This window comes from Streptomyces showdoensis (genome assembly GCF_039535475.1).
Lineage (GTDB): Bacteria > Actinomycetota > Actinomycetes > Streptomycetales > Streptomycetaceae > Streptomyces > Streptomyces showdoensis.
In genome coordinates this window covers 1,459,860-1,474,522 of sequence record NZ_BAAAXG010000026.1, presented here as the reverse complement: position 1 = coordinate 1,474,522, position 14,663 = coordinate 1,459,860, and the positions used below count along the sequence as shown (strand labels likewise).

Annotated in this window: 14 protein-coding genes and 3 tRNA genes; 9 read left to right on the top strand and 8 right to left on the bottom strand. The window is 71.0% G+C overall.

What is annotated here, in order from left to right; all coding sequences use genetic code 11:
• The first annotated feature begins 4 nt into the window (after nt 1–4).
• Both ABD981_RS19580 and ABD981_RS19575 read left to right on the top strand, forming a co-directional pair.
• Entirely contained in the window at nt 5–1,465 is a 1,461-nt protein-coding gene (locus ABD981_RS19580) for a N,N-dimethylformamidase beta subunit family domain-containing protein (protein WP_046909013.1), read from the top strand.
• A 112-nt stretch (nt 1,466–1,577) separates the two neighbouring features.
• Nucleotides 1,578–2,501 carry a phosphoribosylaminoimidazolesuccinocarboxamide synthase gene (locus ABD981_RS19575; protein ID WP_046909014.1) on the top strand — a complete coding sequence of 308 codons (924 nt, stop codon included), beginning with the start codon at nt 1,578–1,580 and terminating at the stop codon, nt 2,499–2,501.
• A 43-nt stretch (nt 2,502–2,544) separates the two neighbouring features.
• Here the strand turns inward: ABD981_RS19575 and ABD981_RS19570 are convergent.
• The 4 genes from ABD981_RS19570 to ABD981_RS19555 all read right to left on the bottom strand — a co-directional run bounded on the left by ABD981_RS19570 (nt 2,545) and on the right by ABD981_RS19555 (nt 3,459).
• A tRNA-Gly gene (locus ABD981_RS19570) sits at nt 2,545–2,620 on the bottom strand.
• Between the two features lie 167 nt (nt 2,621–2,787).
• Nucleotides 2,788–2,860, bottom strand: a tRNA-Gly gene (locus tag ABD981_RS19565).
• 80 nt (nt 2,861–2,940) lie between these two features.
• Nucleotides 2,941–3,012, bottom strand: a tRNA-Gly gene (locus ABD981_RS19560).
• A 102-nt stretch (nt 3,013–3,114) separates the two neighbouring features.
• Nucleotides 3,115–3,459, bottom strand: a complete 345-nt coding sequence (locus tag ABD981_RS19555) for a histone-like nucleoid-structuring protein Lsr2 (protein ID WP_205628208.1) — start codon at nt 3,457–3,459, stop codon at nt 3,115–3,117.
• Nucleotides 3,460–3,852: 393 nt separating this feature from the next.
• Here ABD981_RS19555 and purS point away from each other — a divergent pair, with 393 nt between their 5' ends.
• The 3 genes from purS to purL are packed head-to-tail and all read left to right on the top strand — an operon-like array spanning nt 3,853 to nt 7,024.
• Nucleotides 3,853–4,098: a phosphoribosylformylglycinamidine synthase subunit PurS gene (gene purS / locus ABD981_RS19550; protein ID WP_046909015.1), complete on the top strand. Its 246-nt coding sequence runs from the start codon at nt 3,853–3,855 to the stop codon at nt 4,096–4,098.
• Complete coding sequence (gene purQ, locus ABD981_RS19545; RefSeq protein ID WP_046909016.1) at nt 4,095–4,775, top strand: phosphoribosylformylglycinamidine synthase subunit PurQ; 681 nt, start codon at nt 4,095–4,097, stop codon at nt 4,773–4,775. The genes purS and purQ overlap by 4 nt, the downstream gene beginning before the upstream one ends.
• The gene (gene purL / locus ABD981_RS19540) at nt 4,775–7,024 is read left to right on the top strand and encodes a phosphoribosylformylglycinamidine synthase subunit PurL (protein WP_046909017.1); all 2,250 of its coding nucleotides are present in this window, start codon (nt 4,775–4,777) and stop codon (nt 7,022–7,024) included. Before purQ ends, purL begins: the two co-directional genes overlap by 1 nt.
• A 150-nt stretch (nt 7,025–7,174) precedes the next feature.
• On the opposite strand, the gene ABD981_RS19535 is transcribed toward purL, so the two are convergent.
• Complete coding sequence (locus tag ABD981_RS19535; protein WP_046909018.1) at nt 7,175–7,588, bottom strand: nuclear transport factor 2 family protein; 414 nt, start codon at nt 7,586–7,588, stop codon at nt 7,175–7,177.
• 64 nt (nt 7,589–7,652) lie between these two features.
• Between ABD981_RS19535 and ABD981_RS19530 the strand changes: the two genes are divergently transcribed.
• The gene (locus ABD981_RS19530) at nt 7,653–8,450 is read left to right on the top strand and encodes a maleylpyruvate isomerase family mycothiol-dependent enzyme (protein ID WP_046909019.1); all 798 of its coding nucleotides are present in this window, start codon (nt 7,653–7,655) and stop codon (nt 8,448–8,450) included.
• Nucleotides 8,451–8,571: 121 nt separating this feature from the next.
• A complete protein-coding gene (locus ABD981_RS19525; protein ID WP_046909020.1) occupies nt 8,572–9,366 on the top strand; it encodes an META domain-containing protein in 795 nt (264 codons plus the stop codon).
• A 48-nt stretch (nt 9,367–9,414) separates the two neighbouring features.
• Here the strand turns inward: ABD981_RS19525 and ABD981_RS19520 are convergent, their stop codons facing one another.
• Entirely contained in the window at nt 9,415–10,824 is a 1,410-nt protein-coding gene (locus ABD981_RS19520; RefSeq protein ID WP_205628209.1) for a sulfatase family protein, read from the bottom strand.
• Nucleotides 10,825–10,968: 144 nt separating this feature from the next.
• Nucleotides 10,969–11,067 (bottom strand): putative leader peptide, encoded by a 99-nt coding sequence (locus ABD981_RS19515; RefSeq protein ID WP_338058644.1) that lies wholly within the window; start codon nt 11,065–11,067, stop codon nt 10,969–10,971.
• 287 nt (nt 11,068–11,354) lie between these two features.
• On the opposite strand from ABD981_RS19515, the gene purF reads away from it, so the two are divergent.
• Both purF and purM read left to right on the top strand, forming a co-directional pair.
• Nucleotides 11,355–12,881: an amidophosphoribosyltransferase gene (purF, locus tag ABD981_RS19510; RefSeq protein WP_046909022.1), complete on the top strand. Its 1,527-nt coding sequence runs from the start codon at nt 11,355–11,357 to the stop codon at nt 12,879–12,881.
• A 75-nt stretch (nt 12,882–12,956) separates the two neighbouring features.
• Nucleotides 12,957–14,024, top strand: coding sequence for a phosphoribosylformylglycinamidine cyclo-ligase (gene purM / locus ABD981_RS19505; RefSeq protein WP_046909023.1), 1,068 nt, complete (start codon nt 12,957–12,959; stop codon nt 14,022–14,024).
• A gap of 145 nt (nt 14,025–14,169) precedes the next feature.
• Here purM and ABD981_RS19500 read toward each other — a convergent pair whose 3' ends face one another.
• A complete protein-coding gene (locus tag ABD981_RS19500; RefSeq protein WP_046909024.1) occupies nt 14,170–14,424 on the bottom strand; it encodes a DUF3073 domain-containing protein in 255 nt (84 codons plus the stop codon).
• Nucleotides 14,425–14,663: the final 239 nt, after the last annotated feature.

Here is a 14,663-nt window from a genome sequence, read left to right as displayed (position 1 = left end):
CAGCATGGGGGCGGAGCAGATCAGGCGGTGGGAATCGGGCGCGCTCGCCCATGCCGTGTCGGATCCCTTCGGCCAGGGCCCGCTGCCCTGGCTGCGCGGCTCGGAGAACTACTTCGACGACACGGGTCAGATGGTGCCCTGGTACGCCGACGAGACCCTGGCCCGCGGGGGCGGCGGCGGGCCCCGGACCGCGGACGACGTGCACGGCCAGATCAAGGGCTTCGTGTCGAGCGGCGCCGTCGCGCCCGGCGAGGCGATCGATTTCCACATCACGGTGGACCCGCCGCAGCAGTTCTCGGTCGACATCTACCGGATCGGGCACTACGGCGGCGACGGAGCCGCCAAGATCACCACGAGTCCGCGGCTCTCCGGGATCGTCCAGCCGGCCCCGCTGACCGCCGACCGGACCGTCTCCTGCCACCACTGGTGGCAGTCCTGGCGGCTGCAGATCCCGTCGTACTGGTCGATCGGCGCCTACGTCGCCGTCCTCACCACCGTCGGCGGTTACCGCTCCCACATCCCGTTCACGGTCCGCGACAGCCATCCGGCGGACCTGCTGCTGGTCCTGCCGGACGTGACCTGGCAGGCGTACAACCTCTATCCGGAGGACGGCCGGACGGGCGCCAGCCTCTACCACGCCTGGGACGAGGAGGGCCGGCTGCTCGGCGAGGAGGAGGCCGCGGTCACGGTCTCCTTCGACCGCCCGTACGCGGGCGCGGGCCTGCCGCTGCACGTGGGCCACGCCTACGACTTCATCCGCTGGGCCGAGCGCTACGGCTACGACCTCGCGTACGCCGAGACCCGCGACCTGCACGCGGGCCGGGTGGACCCGAGCCGCTACCGGGGGCTGGTCTTCCCGGGCCACGACGAGTACTGGTCGGCGCCCATGCGCCGCACCGCCGAACTCGCCCGGGACCAGGGCACCTCGCTGGTCTTCCTCTCCGCCAACACCATGTACTGGCAGGTGGAGCTGGGCCCGTCGCCGTCCGGGGCCCCGGACCGGCTGCTCACCTGCCGCAAGCGCCGCGGCCCCGGCCGCCCGGCGCTGTGGCGCGAGGTCGACCGCCCCGAGCAGCAGCTGCTCGGCATCCAGTACGCGGGGCGGGTGCCCGAACCGCACCCGCTGGTCGTGCGGAACGCGGACCACTGGCTCTGGGAGGCCACCGGCGCGGGCGAGGGGGACGAGATCCCGGGCCTGGTCGCGGGCGAGGCGGACCGCTACTTCCCGCGCACCGCCCTGCCCGAGCACCAGGGCCGCATCCTGCTGGCGCACTCGCCCTACCGGGACAGCGAGGGGGCGCTCCGGCACCAGGAGACGAGCCTCTACCGGGCCCCGTCGGGCGCCTGGGTGTTCGCCGCCGGCACCTTCGCCTGGTCCCCGGCGCTGGACCGGCCGGGCCATGTGGACACCCGGGTCCAGCGCGCCACGGCGAACCTCCTGGACCGGATCTGCAAAAGGGACTGACCGGGTGCGGCGGGCGGCCGGGGCGGGGCACGTCACAGGGCCCGGGGCTCGGCTCCGGCCGGATGTGCGAGAGAATCGGACACGCTCCTGGATCAACCTACGCGGAGGAACCGTGTCCGGATTCGTAGAAAAGCCCGAGCCCGTCCAGGTCCCGGGCCTCACCCATCTCCACACGGGCAAGGTCCGCGACCTGTACCGCAACGAGGCGGGCGAGCTCGTGATGGTGGCGAGCGACCGCATCTCGGCCTTCGACTGGGTGCTGCCCACCGAGATCCCCGACAAGGGCCGGGTGCTGACCCAGCTCTCGCTCTGGTGGTTCGACCAGCTCTCCGACCTGGTCCCGCACCACGTGATCTCGACCGAGCTGCCGGCCGGCGCCCCCGCCGACTGGGCGGGCCGCACCCTGATCTGCAAGCCGCTGGACATGGTCGCGGTCGAGTGCGTGGCCCGCGGCTACCTCACCGGCTCCGGCCTGCTGGAGTACAACGACTCCCGTACGGTGTGCGGCCTCGCTCTCCCGGAGGGTCTGAGCGACGGGTCCGAGCTGCCCGCCCCGATCTTCACCCCGGCGACCAAGGCCGCCGTCGGCGACCACGACGAGAACGTGTCGTACGAGGAGGTCGCGCGTCAGGTGGGCGCCGAGACGGCGGCGCTGCTGCGCCGGACGACCCTCGACGTCTACGCCCGGGCCCGGGACATCGCCCGCGAGCGCGGGATCGTCCTGGCCGACACGAAGTTCGAGTTCGGCTTCGAGAGCACCCCGGAGGGCGCCCGTCTGGTCCTCGCCGACGAGGTGCTCACCCCGGACTCGTCCCGCTTCTGGCCGGCCGACCAGTGGCAGCCGGGCCGCACCCAGCCCTCGTACGACAAGCAGATCGTGCGGAACTGGCTGCTGTCGCCGGAGTCCGGCTGGGACCGCGCGAGCGAGCAGCCGCCGCCGGTCCTCCCGCAGGAGGTCGTGGAGCGGACCCGCGCCAAGTACCTGGAGGCGTACGAGCTGCTGACCGGAAAGTCCTGGAGCCAGGAGACGCGGTAGGGAACGAGAAAGCCCCCGGTCGATTCGACCGGGGGCTTCTTCATGGAGCGGACGACGAGATTCGAACTCGCGACCCTCACCTTGGCAAGGTGATGCTCTACCAACTGAGCCACGTCCGCATGCGCCGTAGCGCGCTGCTAACTATACCCAATGTTCCGGGGGCCGATGACACGGTTTTCCGGGCCTCCGGTTGTGGCGGTCGCCACAGATCGACCGCGCGGGCGACAGGTCCGCAGCGCGTACGACGAAGGCCCCGGTTCTGATGAACCGGGGCCTTCGTTCCCTGAGCGGACGACGAGATTCGAACTCGCGACCCTCACCTTGGCAAGGTGATGCTCTACCAACTGAGCCACGTCCGCATTGCCTCCGCTCGGCTTTCACCGGGCGGCGCGAGCACCACTCTACCTGATGCACCGGAGTGCTCGGTAACGCGATGCAGAGCGGGTGACAGGGATTGCACACTGCGCCTTCCCCCTGGAAGGGGGCTGTTCTGCTACTGAACTACACCCGCACGCTGCGTGAGGTCCGGGGCCTTTCGGCCTCGCCCCTCGGCGTGCTCCAGACTCTAGCGGATCATGGGGGGTGGGATGCAAATCCGGGGTCGGACGCGCTGTCAGCCCGCGGCGCGGAAGGCCTCGTAGACCCGCTTCGGGATGCGCCCCCGGGCGGGCACGTCCATCTTGTTGGACTGCGCCCAGGCGCGGACCGCGGCCGGCGCCGGGGCGAGCGCGGTGTGTTTGAAGCCACCCTCGGGCACCGTCCTGGGGCTGCCGGCGGTGCGGCCGCTCTGCTTGCGGCCCGCGGCGAGGTAGGGCGCGAGCGCCTTGCGCAGTTTCTTTGCATTGGCGGGATTCAGGTCGATCTCGTACATCTTCCCGTCCAGTCCGAACGCGACTGTTTCCGCTGCTTCTCCGCCGTCGATGTCATCGGAGAGGGTGACCACCACACGCTGAGCCACGGATATCGGTCCTTTCCTGCGGATCGCCGTGTCGTCTCGACGTTCATGCCGCTCTGACGTGCGGAGATGCCGATGTTGCGGCTCCCCGGCGGGGCAATGCTGCGCTTGTCTCGTGCTCGTCGGAGATCGTCCGTGTTCGCCGGTGGCCACTGAAGCCGCCGATGCCCGCCGAAGTATTTTCTCCGCATTCCCTTTGTACAGTGACGGGTGGCGCATTGTGAAGCCCAGGCAATTGTTTCCGCGTGTCCCGGTCGGCGGAAGATATTCCGCTTGAATTCATCGGAGCGGTGCCAGTGGGCCCTTTGTAGGATCCTTCAGACTTCTACCCGCGTAGAATTTGGAGGCAGGTACGCTGAGGGAACCGCCCACGCAACACCACCACCGGGAGTGCCAGTGGCACGCGTCGTAGTCGACGTCATGCTCAAGCCGGAGATCCTCGACCCCCAGGGACAGGCGGTGCAGCGTGCACTGCCCCGCCTCGGATTCGAGGGCATCGCCGACGTCCGCCAGGGGAAGCGCTTCGAGCTCGAGGTGGAGGGACCGGTCGACGAGGCCGCCCTCGCCCGCATCCATGAGATGGCCGAAACCTTCCTTGCCAACACCGTGATCGAAGACTTCACCGTGAAGGTGGAGTCGTGACCGCACGCATCGGCGTCGTCACGTTCCCCGGAACGCTCGACGACCAGGACGCGCTGCGCGCCGCCCGCCTCGCGGGCGCCGAGCCCGTCTCGCTCTGGCACCGCGACAAGGACCTCAAGCAGGTCGACGCCGTGGTCCTGGCCGGCGGCTTCTCCTACGGCGACTACCTGCGGGCCGGCGCCATCTCCCGCTTCTCGCCGGTGATGGAGTCGATCATCGAGCAGGCGAAGGCGGGCATGCCCGTCCTCGGCATCTGCAACGGCTTCCAGATCCTCACCGAAGCCCACCTGCTGCCGGGCGCCATGCTGCGCAACAACCACCTCCACTTCATCTGCCGCGACCAGAAGCTGCGGGTGGAGAACGCGGAGACCGCCTGGACCTCGGACTACACCGTGGGCCAGGAGATCGAGGTCCCGCTCAAGAACATGGACGGCCGTTACGTCGCCGACGAGCGCACGCTCGACGAGCTGGAGGCCGAGGGGCGGGTGGCCTTCCGCTACCTGGACGTGAACCCCAACGGCTCGCTGCGCGACATCGCGGGCATCACCAACGCCGCGGGCAACGTGGTCGGCCTCATGCCGCACCCGGAGCACGCCGTCGAGCCGCTGATCGGCACCGGCAAGACGGACGGCCTCGGTTTCTTCACCTCGATCCTCAAGAAGCTGGTCAACGCCTGATGACTCTGGACACGGTCAAGCACGCGACCGAGACGCCCGACGTCGAGCAGCCCTGGAAGGAACTCGGCCTCAAGCAGGACGAGTACGAGCGCATCCGCGAGATCCTCGGCCGCCGTCCCACCGGCGCCGAGCTCGCCATGTACTCCGTCATGTGGTCCGAGCACTGCTCCTACAAGAGCAGCAAGGTCCACCTGAAGCAGTTCGGCGAGAAGACCCCCGAGAACGACGCCATGCTCGTCGGCATCGGCGAGAACGCGGGCGTCGTCGACGTCGGCCAGGGGTACGCGGTCACCTTCAAGGTCGAGTCGCACAACCACCCCAGCTACATCGAGCCCTACCAGGGCGCGGCCACCGGCGTCGGCGGCATCGTCCGCGACATCCTCGCCATGGGCGCCCGCCCGGTCGCCGTGGTCGACCCGCTGCGCTTCGGCGCCGCGGACCACCCCGACACCCGGCGCGTGCTGCCCGGCGTGGTCGCCGGCATCGGCGGCTACGGCAACTGCCTCGGCCTGCCGAACATCGGCGGCGAGGTCGTCTTCGACGAGTGCTACCAGGGCAACCCGCTGGTCAACGCCGGCTGCATCGGCGTGATGAAGCACGAGGACATCCACCTGGCCAAGGCCTCCGGCCCCGGCAACAAGGTGATCCTCTACGGTGCCCGCACCGGTGGCGACGGCATCGGCGGCGTGTCCGTGCTGGCCTCGGAGACCTTCGACGACACCAAGCCGACGAAGCGTCCCGCGGTCCAGGTCGGCGACCCGTTCCAGGAGAAGCTCCTCATCGAGTGCACCCTGGAGATCTTCCGGGAGAAGCTGGTCGCGGGCATCCAGGACCTCGGCGGCGCCGGCCTGTCCTGCGCCACCTCCGAGCTGGCCTCGGCCGGCTCCGGCGGCATGCGCGTGGAGCTCGACCGGGTCCACCTGCGCGACGCGACGCTCTCGCCCGAGGAGATCCTCATGAGCGAGTCGCAGGAGCGCATGTGCGCGATCGTCGAGCCCGAGCACGTCGACCGCTTCCTCGAGATCTGTGAGAAGTGGGACGTCATCGCGGTCGTCATCGGTGAGGTCACCGAGGGCGAGCGGCTGGAGATCTTCTGGCACGGCGAGCAGATCGTCGACGTCCCGCCGCGCACCGTCGCGCACGAGGGCCCGGTCTACCACCGGCCGTACGCGCGCCCGGAGTGGCAGGACGCGCTGCAGGCCGACGACGCCGGCAAGCTGCCCCGGCCGCAGAACGGCGCCGAGCTGAAGGACCAGGTCCTCCGGCTCGTCTCCTCGCCGAACCAGGCCTCGAAGTCCTGGATCACGGACCAGTACGACCGGTTCGTGCAGGGCAACACGGTCCTGGCGCAGCCCGAGGACGCCGGCATGGTCCGCATCGACGAGGAGACCAACCTCGGCGTGGCCATGGCGACCGACGGCAACGGCCGGTACGCCAAGCTCGACCCGTACACGGGTGCGCAGCTCGCGCTGGCGGAGGCGTACCGCAACGTCGCCGCCTCCGGTGCGAAGCCGCTCGCGATCTCGGACTGCCTGAACTTCGGTTCGCCCGAGGACCCGGCCGTGATGTGGCAGTTCGCCGAGGCCACCCGTGGTCTCGCGGACGGCTGCCTGCAGCTGGGCACCCCGGTCACCGGCGGCAACGTGTCGCTGTACAACCAGACCGGTGAGGTCGCCATCCACCCGACGCCCGTCGTGGCCGTCCTCGGTGTGATCGACGACGTCAACCGCCGCACCCCGATCGCCTTCGCGGAAGAGGGCCAGCTCCTCTACCTGCTCGGCGACACCAAGGAGGAGTTCGGCGGTTCGGCCTGGTCCGAGGTCATCCACAAGCACCTCGGCGGTCTGCCCCCGGCCGTGGACCTCGACCGGGAGAAGCTGCTCGGCGAGATCCTGATCTCGGCCTCCCGCGACGGCATGATCGACGCGGCCCACGACCTGTCCGACGGCGGTCTGGTCCAGGCGGTCGTCGAGTCCTGCCTGCGCGGCGGCAACGGCGCGCGCCTGGTGGTGCCCGAGGGCCTGGACGCGTTCACCTTCCTGTTCAGCGAGTCGGCCGGCCGTGCGGTCGTGGCCGTCCCGCGCAGCGAGGAGCTCCGCTTCACCGACATGTGCGGCGCGCGGGGTCTTCCGGCCACCCGCATCGGTGTGGTCGACGGTGACTCCGTGGACGTGCAGGGCGAGTTCGCGCTCTCCCTCACGGAGCTGCGCGAGGCGCACGAGGCGACGATCCCGGGCCTGCTGGCCTGATCGACAGCTCGACGGAGCCCCCGTCCGGACCTTCGGGTCCCGGGCGGGGGCTTTCCCGTTCCCCCGTGCAGCGCGACCACCTCAGCCGCGGCTCGCTGCCCGCGCCGGCCCGCGGGACGGGGAGGTCTTCGCCGCGCCGGAGCACGCGGCCTACGCGCCCTGACCCCAGAAGGAGTCCGCCTCCACGATGTCGGCCACGCACTCGTCGATGTCGGAGATCTTGTCGCCGACCAGCGTGAAGAACAGGCCGCCGTCCATCTCGATGCCCCGGTCGCCGCGGTCGGCGTGGAAACGGTGGGCGGTGATGGCATGGCCGCGCCCGTCCACGAAGACGCCCTTCAGCTCGACGCGGAAGGTGCCGCCGGTGAGCTCGGCCAGCTTGGCGTAGTAGCCGCCGAGGACGTTGTCCCGGCCCTTGTAGTGCCCCGAGATCAGGCTCTCGCCGGGGACGTGGTGGGTGCAGTCGCTGGTCATCATGGCGGCCAGCGTCTCCGTGTCGCCCGCGCTGAACGCTTCGTAACCCCGGCGGATCAGGGCGGCATCGGGGTGTTCGTGATGGGTCATGGTCCCCTCGCCTGCTTTCGCTGCGGTCGGCCCCTTCCCCCAGTCTCGCGGCTAGCCTCGGCCTATGCCACCCACCAAGAAGCGCGCCCAGCGCGTCCGCGGCTACGACTCCGCCAAGACCCGCGCCGCCGTCCTCGCCCAGTTCGGGCACGTCCGGGACGCGGTGCTCGCGCTGCCGCCGGAAGCGCTCGACGGGCCGACCCGGCTGGGCGCGTGGACGGTGCGCGAGCTGGCCGGTCACATCGCGTGGATGGTGGACTCGGTGCCCGCGCTGCTCGCCGCGCCCGAGCCGGCCCAGCGGGAACTCGCCCTCCTGGACTGGCCGTCCGTGACCTCCGCCGCGGCCGGGCGGATCGACGAGCACACCCGGGGGATCGGCACCGAGGACCTGGCCGGGCTGTACGGGCGGACCCTCGCGGCGTACGAGGAGGCGGTGGTGGCGGCCGCGGACACCCGGCTGCTCCCGGTGAGCTTCGGGGCGATGACCCTCGGCGACTTCCTGGTCACCAGGACCGTCGAACTCGTCGTCCACACCGACGACCTGAGCGCGGCGACCGGCGTGGAGATCCCGTACGACCGGCAGGCGCTCGCCGCCTGCACCCGGCTGCTCGCCGACGCCCTCGCGGCGAAGGCCCCGGGCGGGGCCGTGGAGGTGCGCGTCCCGCCGTACGCCGTGGTGCAGTGCGTCGAGGGGCCGCGGCACACCCGGGGCACCCCGCCGAACGTGGTCGAGACGGACCCGCTGACCTGGCTCCGGCTCGCGACCGGGCGGGCCGAGTGGGCGGTCGAGCTGGACGCGGCGCGGGTGAGCGCGAGCGGGGAGCGGGCCGATCTGGCGGAGCTGCTGCCGCTGATGGGCTGACCGGACGCCGGCCCCGGCACCGTACGGAATCCCGCGCGCCGCTCCCGGCACCGTACGGAACCCCGGACGCCGGCCCCGGCACCGTACGGAACCGTATGGGGAACTCGCCCGTCCCATCGGCATGAAGAAGCCGCTCGTGTGCGCCGCCCTGGTCCCGCTGCTCTTCCTCGCCGCCTGCGGTACGCAGCAGGGTGCGGGCCCGGGAGCCGGCAGCGTCGGCCCCGGCCTGCCCGTGGCGGGCACCCACTGGAAGATCGGCGCGGTCACGGTCGACGGCGCCCGGTCGGCGGCCCCGACCGGGGCGCGGGTGGAGATCACGGAGGACGGGCGGGCCCGGGGGAACAGCGGCTGCAACACCTTCGGCGCCGCCGTCACCGTGGCCGGGGACACCCTCACCGTCTCCCCCGCCGAGGTCACCGAGATCGGCTGCCCCGGCGATCTGGCCCGTTTCGAGACCGCCCTGCTGAAGGCCTTCAGCGGCAGGCTCACGGGCGAGCTGAAGGGGAAGGCGCTCACGCTGACCTCGCCCGACGGCCGCCGGGGCGTGGAGCTGACCGCCGAGCCCGACGCCCCGCTCGTCGGCACCACCTGGACCGTGGACTCGCTGCTCTCCGGCACCACGGCGGCCTCGCTGCCGGCCGGCTCCGAGGGCAAGGCGAAGGTGACCTTCGGCAAGGACGGCCGGCTCACCGGCAGCCTCGGCTGCAACCGGGTCACCGCGCCCGCGGAGATCAGCGCCGAGACGATCACGCTCGGCGCGATCGCGACCACGCGGATGATCTGCACCGGCCCGGAGATGGACCTGGAGACCAGGCTGTACGAGTCGCTCGACGGCCCCCTCGGCTACCGGGTCGACCACCGCACCCTGACCGTCACGGACGCGGACGGCCAGGGCTTCACGGCGACGGCGGCCTGAGCCTCCGGGCGGGGCGGGGGGCCCAGGTCCGGGGCCGGGGCCGGAGGCTCAGGCCGGGTAGGGCAGCAGTCCCGCGTTCACCCGCTCCCACGCGGCCCGCAGCTCGGCCAGGCGCTCCGGCTCGAAAGGTGCCCGGTCGGCCTGCTCGCGGGCGTCCTCGGTGAGGTGGAAGAGCTGGTCGCGCCCGCTCTTGCCCCGGTAGTACTTCCAGTCCCCGCGGCGCAGCGCCCGCTCGCCGCGGACCCGCCAGAACAGGTCGCGCTCGGCGGGCTCGTGGCCGCGCAGCAGGTGTCCGGCGAGGCTGGTGCCGTCCAGCGGGTAGGCGGGGTGCGGGCGGGCGCCGCCGATCTCCAGCAGGGTCGCGGTCCAGTCGGGCGAGAACACGGGTAGGTCGCTGACCTGGCCCCCGTCGATGGCCGCGGGCCAGCGCAGCACGGACGGGACGCGGATGCCGCCCTCCTGGAGGGAGCCCTTGTTGCCGGCGAGCGGCCAGTTGTAGGAGAAGCGCTCGCCGCCGTTGTCGCTGCCGAAGAAGACGAGGGTGTCGCGCTCGCGGCCGGCCCGGCGCAGGGCGGCGAGCACCTGGCCGACGGAGCGGTCGAGGTCCTCGACCATCTCCTTGTACTTCTCGACGGAGCCGCCGTCCTGGTGCCAGAGGGCGGAGCGGTCGCCGGCCTTGATCCGCCGCACGATCTCGGCGCTCGCCTCCTCGTCGCCGTCGGCGATCCAGGGCCAGTGCGGGGTGGTGAAGTTCAGGTTCAGGAGGAAGGGCCGGTCGTGGTCGCGGGCGACGTACTCGCTCGCCCGCTCGGTGAGGATCCGGGTGTAGTAGCGCAGGTCCTTGTACGTGGCGTCGCCCTCGTAGAGGTCGTACTCGCCGCCGAGGCCGAGCTTGGAGTAGTACTCCAGGGCGCCGCCGAAGTTCCCGAAGAACTCGTCCCAGCCGGAGCGGGTGGGGGAGTAGTCGGGCAGGTAGCCGCAGTGCCACTTGCCGATGAGGGCGGTGGTGTAGCCGGCCCCGCGCAGCAGGGAGGCGAGCGTGGGGTGGGTGGGGTCGAGGCCGACGGACTTGTCGGCTATGGGCTCGGCCAGTCCGCCCTTGGTGCGGCCGGGGTAGCGGCCCGTGTAGAGGCTGAAGCGGGTCGGGGAGCAGGTCGCGGAGCCGGAGTAGGCGTCGGTGAAGCGGACGCCCTGGCGGGCGAGCCGGTCCAGGTGCGGGGTGCGGATGTGCGGGGAGCCGTACGAGGAGAGGTCGGCCCAGCCGAGGTCGTCGCCGAGGATGAACAGGATGTTGGGGCGCTTCGGGTGCCGTCCGGGCGCCGCGCGGAACGGGCGCTCCTCCGTGGCGGCGGCCTGAGCGGCCTGAGCGGTGGGGGCCTGGGTGCCGAGCGCGACGGCGGCGGCGGTGCCGACGGCCGCCCCGCCCAGGGCGCGGCGGGACAGGGACGAGGAGGACATAGGGGTCTCCAAGGGGGAAAGCGGGGTGAGGAGCGCGTGCGGGCGCGCGGAAGCAGGCGCGGGAGCGGGGCGCGCGGCACGCGCGGTGATCCCGGCGGAGGGGGAGGGGCGGACGCCTGCGAGGGGCTCAGGGCCCCGAGGCGGTCAGGCGCAGCGACAGATCGCGCTGGCGACGCGGGCGAGGTCCACGTGCCGGCGCGCCACGAGGGTGACCGAGAGGTCGAGGTCGCTGACGGGCTGCATGATCACGAAGCCTGGCGGAGGGGCGTCGGGGGTGTCAACGGCCGTTCCGCCCCGTGGACTCCGTCACATCCCGACCGTTCGCTCCGGACCGTACGAGCGTCCGCTCGGTACGGTCCTGACCCTTGCTACCGACTGGTAACCCTTGCGTCCCTTGCTTTGTGGGCTCCGACAAGAACCGAAGGATCAGTTCGTGGGAACCTACGAGAGATCCGCGAGGGTGCCGGAGGGCCTACCACGACCCGCTCGCGCATTCGGACCGATGGCCGATCTCGCCTACACTCGGAGCCGTGCCACGTGGTGACGGTCGACTCAATCACGATCTGCTCCCCGGCGAGAAAGGCCCCCAGGACGCTTGTGGCGTCTTCGGTGTCTGGGCTCCGGGTGAAGAGGTCGCAAAGCTCACGTACTTCGGGCTCTACGCCCTCCAGCATCGGGGTCAGGAATCCGCGGGAATCGCGGTAAGCAATGGCTCCCAGATCCTCGTCTTCAAGGACATGGGCCTCGTGTCCCAGGTCTTCGACGAGACCTCTCTCGGTTCCCTCCAGGGTCATATCGCGGTCGGTCACGCCCGCTACTCGACCACCGGAGCCTCCGTGTGGGAGAACGCGCAGCCGACGTTCCGGGCGACCGCCCACGGCTCGATCGCGCTCGGCCACAACGGCAACCTGGTGAACACGGCGAAGCTCGCCGAGATGGTCGCCGAACTTCCCAAGCGGGAGGGCCGGTCCACCCGGGTCGCCGCCACCAACGACACCGACCTGGTGACCGCGCTCCTCGCGGGCCAGGCGGACGAGGACGGCAAGCCGCTCACCATCGAGCAGGCCGCCGCGAAGGTCCTCCCCGAGGTCCGGGGCGCCTTCTCCCTCGTCTTCATGGACGAGCACACGCTCTACGCGGCCCGTGACCCGCAGGGCATCCGCCCGCTGGTCCTCGGCCGGCTGGAGCGCGGCTGGGTCGTCGCCTCGGAGTCCGCCGCCCTCGACATCTGCGGTGCGACCTTCGTCCGCGAGGTCGAGCCGGGCGAGATGGTGGCCATCGACGAGAACGGCATCCGCACCTCGCGCTTCGCAGAAGCGAAGCCCAAGGGCTGTGTCTTCGAGTACGTGTACCTGGCCCGCCCCGACACCGACATCGCCGGGCGCAACGTGTACCTCTCCCGCGTGGAGATGGGCCGCAAGCTCGCCAAGGAGGCCCCTGTCGAGGCCGACCTGGTGATAGCGACGCCGGAGTCCGGCACCCCGGCCGCCATCGGCTACGCCGAGGCCTCGGGCATCCCGTTCGGCGCCGGCCTGGTCAAGAACGCCTACGTCGGCCGGACCTTCATCCAGCCCTCGCAGACCATCCGCCAGCTGGGCATCCGGCTGAAGCTGAACCCCCTCAAGGAAGTCATCAAGGGGAAGAAGCTCGTGGTCGTGGACGACTCGATCGTCCGCGGCAACACCCAGCGCGCCCTGGTCCGGATGCTCCGCGAGGCCGGCGCGGCCGAGGTCCACATCCGGATCTCCTCGCCGCCGGTGAAGTGGCCCTGCTTCTTCGGCATCGACTTCGCCACCCGCGCGGAGCTGATCGCCAACGGCATGACGGTCGACGAGATCGGCAAGTCGCTCGGCGCCGACTCACTCTCCTACATCTCGCTCGACGGGATGATCGAGGCGACCACCATCCAGAAGCCCAACCTGTGCCGCGCCTGCTTCGACGGCGAGTACCCGATGGAGCTTCCGGACCCCGAGCTGCTCGGCAAGCAGCTCCTGGAGACCGAGCTGGCCGCAGGCCCCGCCGCCACCGCGGCCGCGGACGCCCTGCGCCGCCCGTAAGACCCCCGCCGCTCGTGCCGCGACCCCGCGGCACGAGCGGTACGAGCAGTACGACGACACGAAAGCTCTGAAGCCATGTCTCAGACCACCGGTGCCAGCTACGCGAGCGCGGGCGTCGACATCGAAGCGGGCGACCGCGCCGTCGAGCTCATGAAGGAGTGGGTGAAGAAGACCCAGCGCCCCGAGGTCCTCGGCGGCCTCGGCGGCTTCGCCGGACTCTTCGACGCCTCCGCCCTCAAGCGCTACGAGCGTCCGCTGCTCGCCTCGGCGACCGACGGCGTCGGCACGAAGGTCGACATCGCCCGCCAGATGGGCGTGTACGACACGATCGGCCACGACCTGGTCGCCATGGTCATGGACGACATCGTCGTCTGCGGCGCCGAGCCGCTCTTCATGACCGACTACATCTGCGTCGGCAAGGTGCACCCCGAGCGGGTCGCCGCCATCGTCAAGGGCATCGCCGAGGGCTGCGTCCTGGCCGGCTGCGCCCTGGTCGGCGGCGAGACGGCGGAGCACCCGGGCCTCCTCGGCCCGGACGACTTCGACGTCGCCGGCGCCGGCACCGGTGTCGTGGAGCACGACCGGCTGCTGGGCGCGGATCGCATCCGTACGGGTGACGCGGTCATCGCGATGGCATCCTCCGGTCTTCACTCCAACGGGTACTCGCTCGTCCGCCACGTGGTCTTCGACCGCGCGGGCATGACCCTGGACCAGCAGGTCGAGGAGTTCGGCCGGACCCTGGGCGAGGAGCTCCTGGAGCCCACCAAGATCTACTCGCTGGACTGCCTGGCGCTGACCCGGACCACCGACGTCCACGCCTTCAGCCACATCACGGGCGGCGGCCTGGCCGCCAACCTGGCCCGGGTGATCCCGGACGGTCTGCACGCGACCGTGGACCGTTCGACCTGGGCCCCGGGCGCCGTCTTCGACCTGGTCGGCAAGGCCGGACAGGTCGAGCGGCTGGAGCTGGAGAAGACCCTGAACATGGGCGTCGGCATGATGGCCGTGGTCCCCGCCGACTCGGTGGACGCGGCCCTCGCCACGCTGGCCGACCGCGGGGTCGAGTCCTGGGTGGCCGGCGAGATCACCGAGCGCGGCGACCGCACGAGCGGCGCGGAGCTGGTCGGCGACTACGCCAAGTAGAGAAACCTATGAAGGGGTGCCCCCTCGGGGGGTGCCCCTTCGTCGTTTCCGCCCAAGGAGGCCCCCAGGAGGCCCTGAGGGCGGCCCCTGGACAGCGCAAAACCCGGTCCGGGGGTCCCCGGACCGGGTTGCGATGTTCAGAAGGTCAAGCGCGACGCTGAGTGGACGCCGGACCGGACTCGTCGTCCTCGTCCTCGTCGTCCGTGTTGTAGAGATCCGCGTACTGAGCGTACGGGTCGTCTTCCTCGTCGTCGTCCTCGAACGGCTCGCCATTCGGCGGCTGCTGCGAAGTCGATGCGCCCAGCTCGTTGGCCAGACGCGACAGGTCAGTCCCGCCGCTGCTGTACTTCAGCTGGCGGGCGACCTTGGTCTGCTTGGCCTTTGCCCGGCCGCGCCCCATGGCTCGACCCCCTCGGTGACGGGGCTCTCTGGCCCCAGAGTCTTGACACGCGTTCATGGTCCGGAACGGACTCTCGAATGAGAGACCGGTCCGTAGGGCTTCAACGGTACCTGTTTCCGTCGGTCTACGGTACGCCGCGCGCATCACATACCTCGGTACAGAACCATCGAGGTGCCCTGTCCTCGCTGGTCAATCGCGATTTTAACCCCTTCTTGAGGGGCGACCCGCCGATCGGCGTG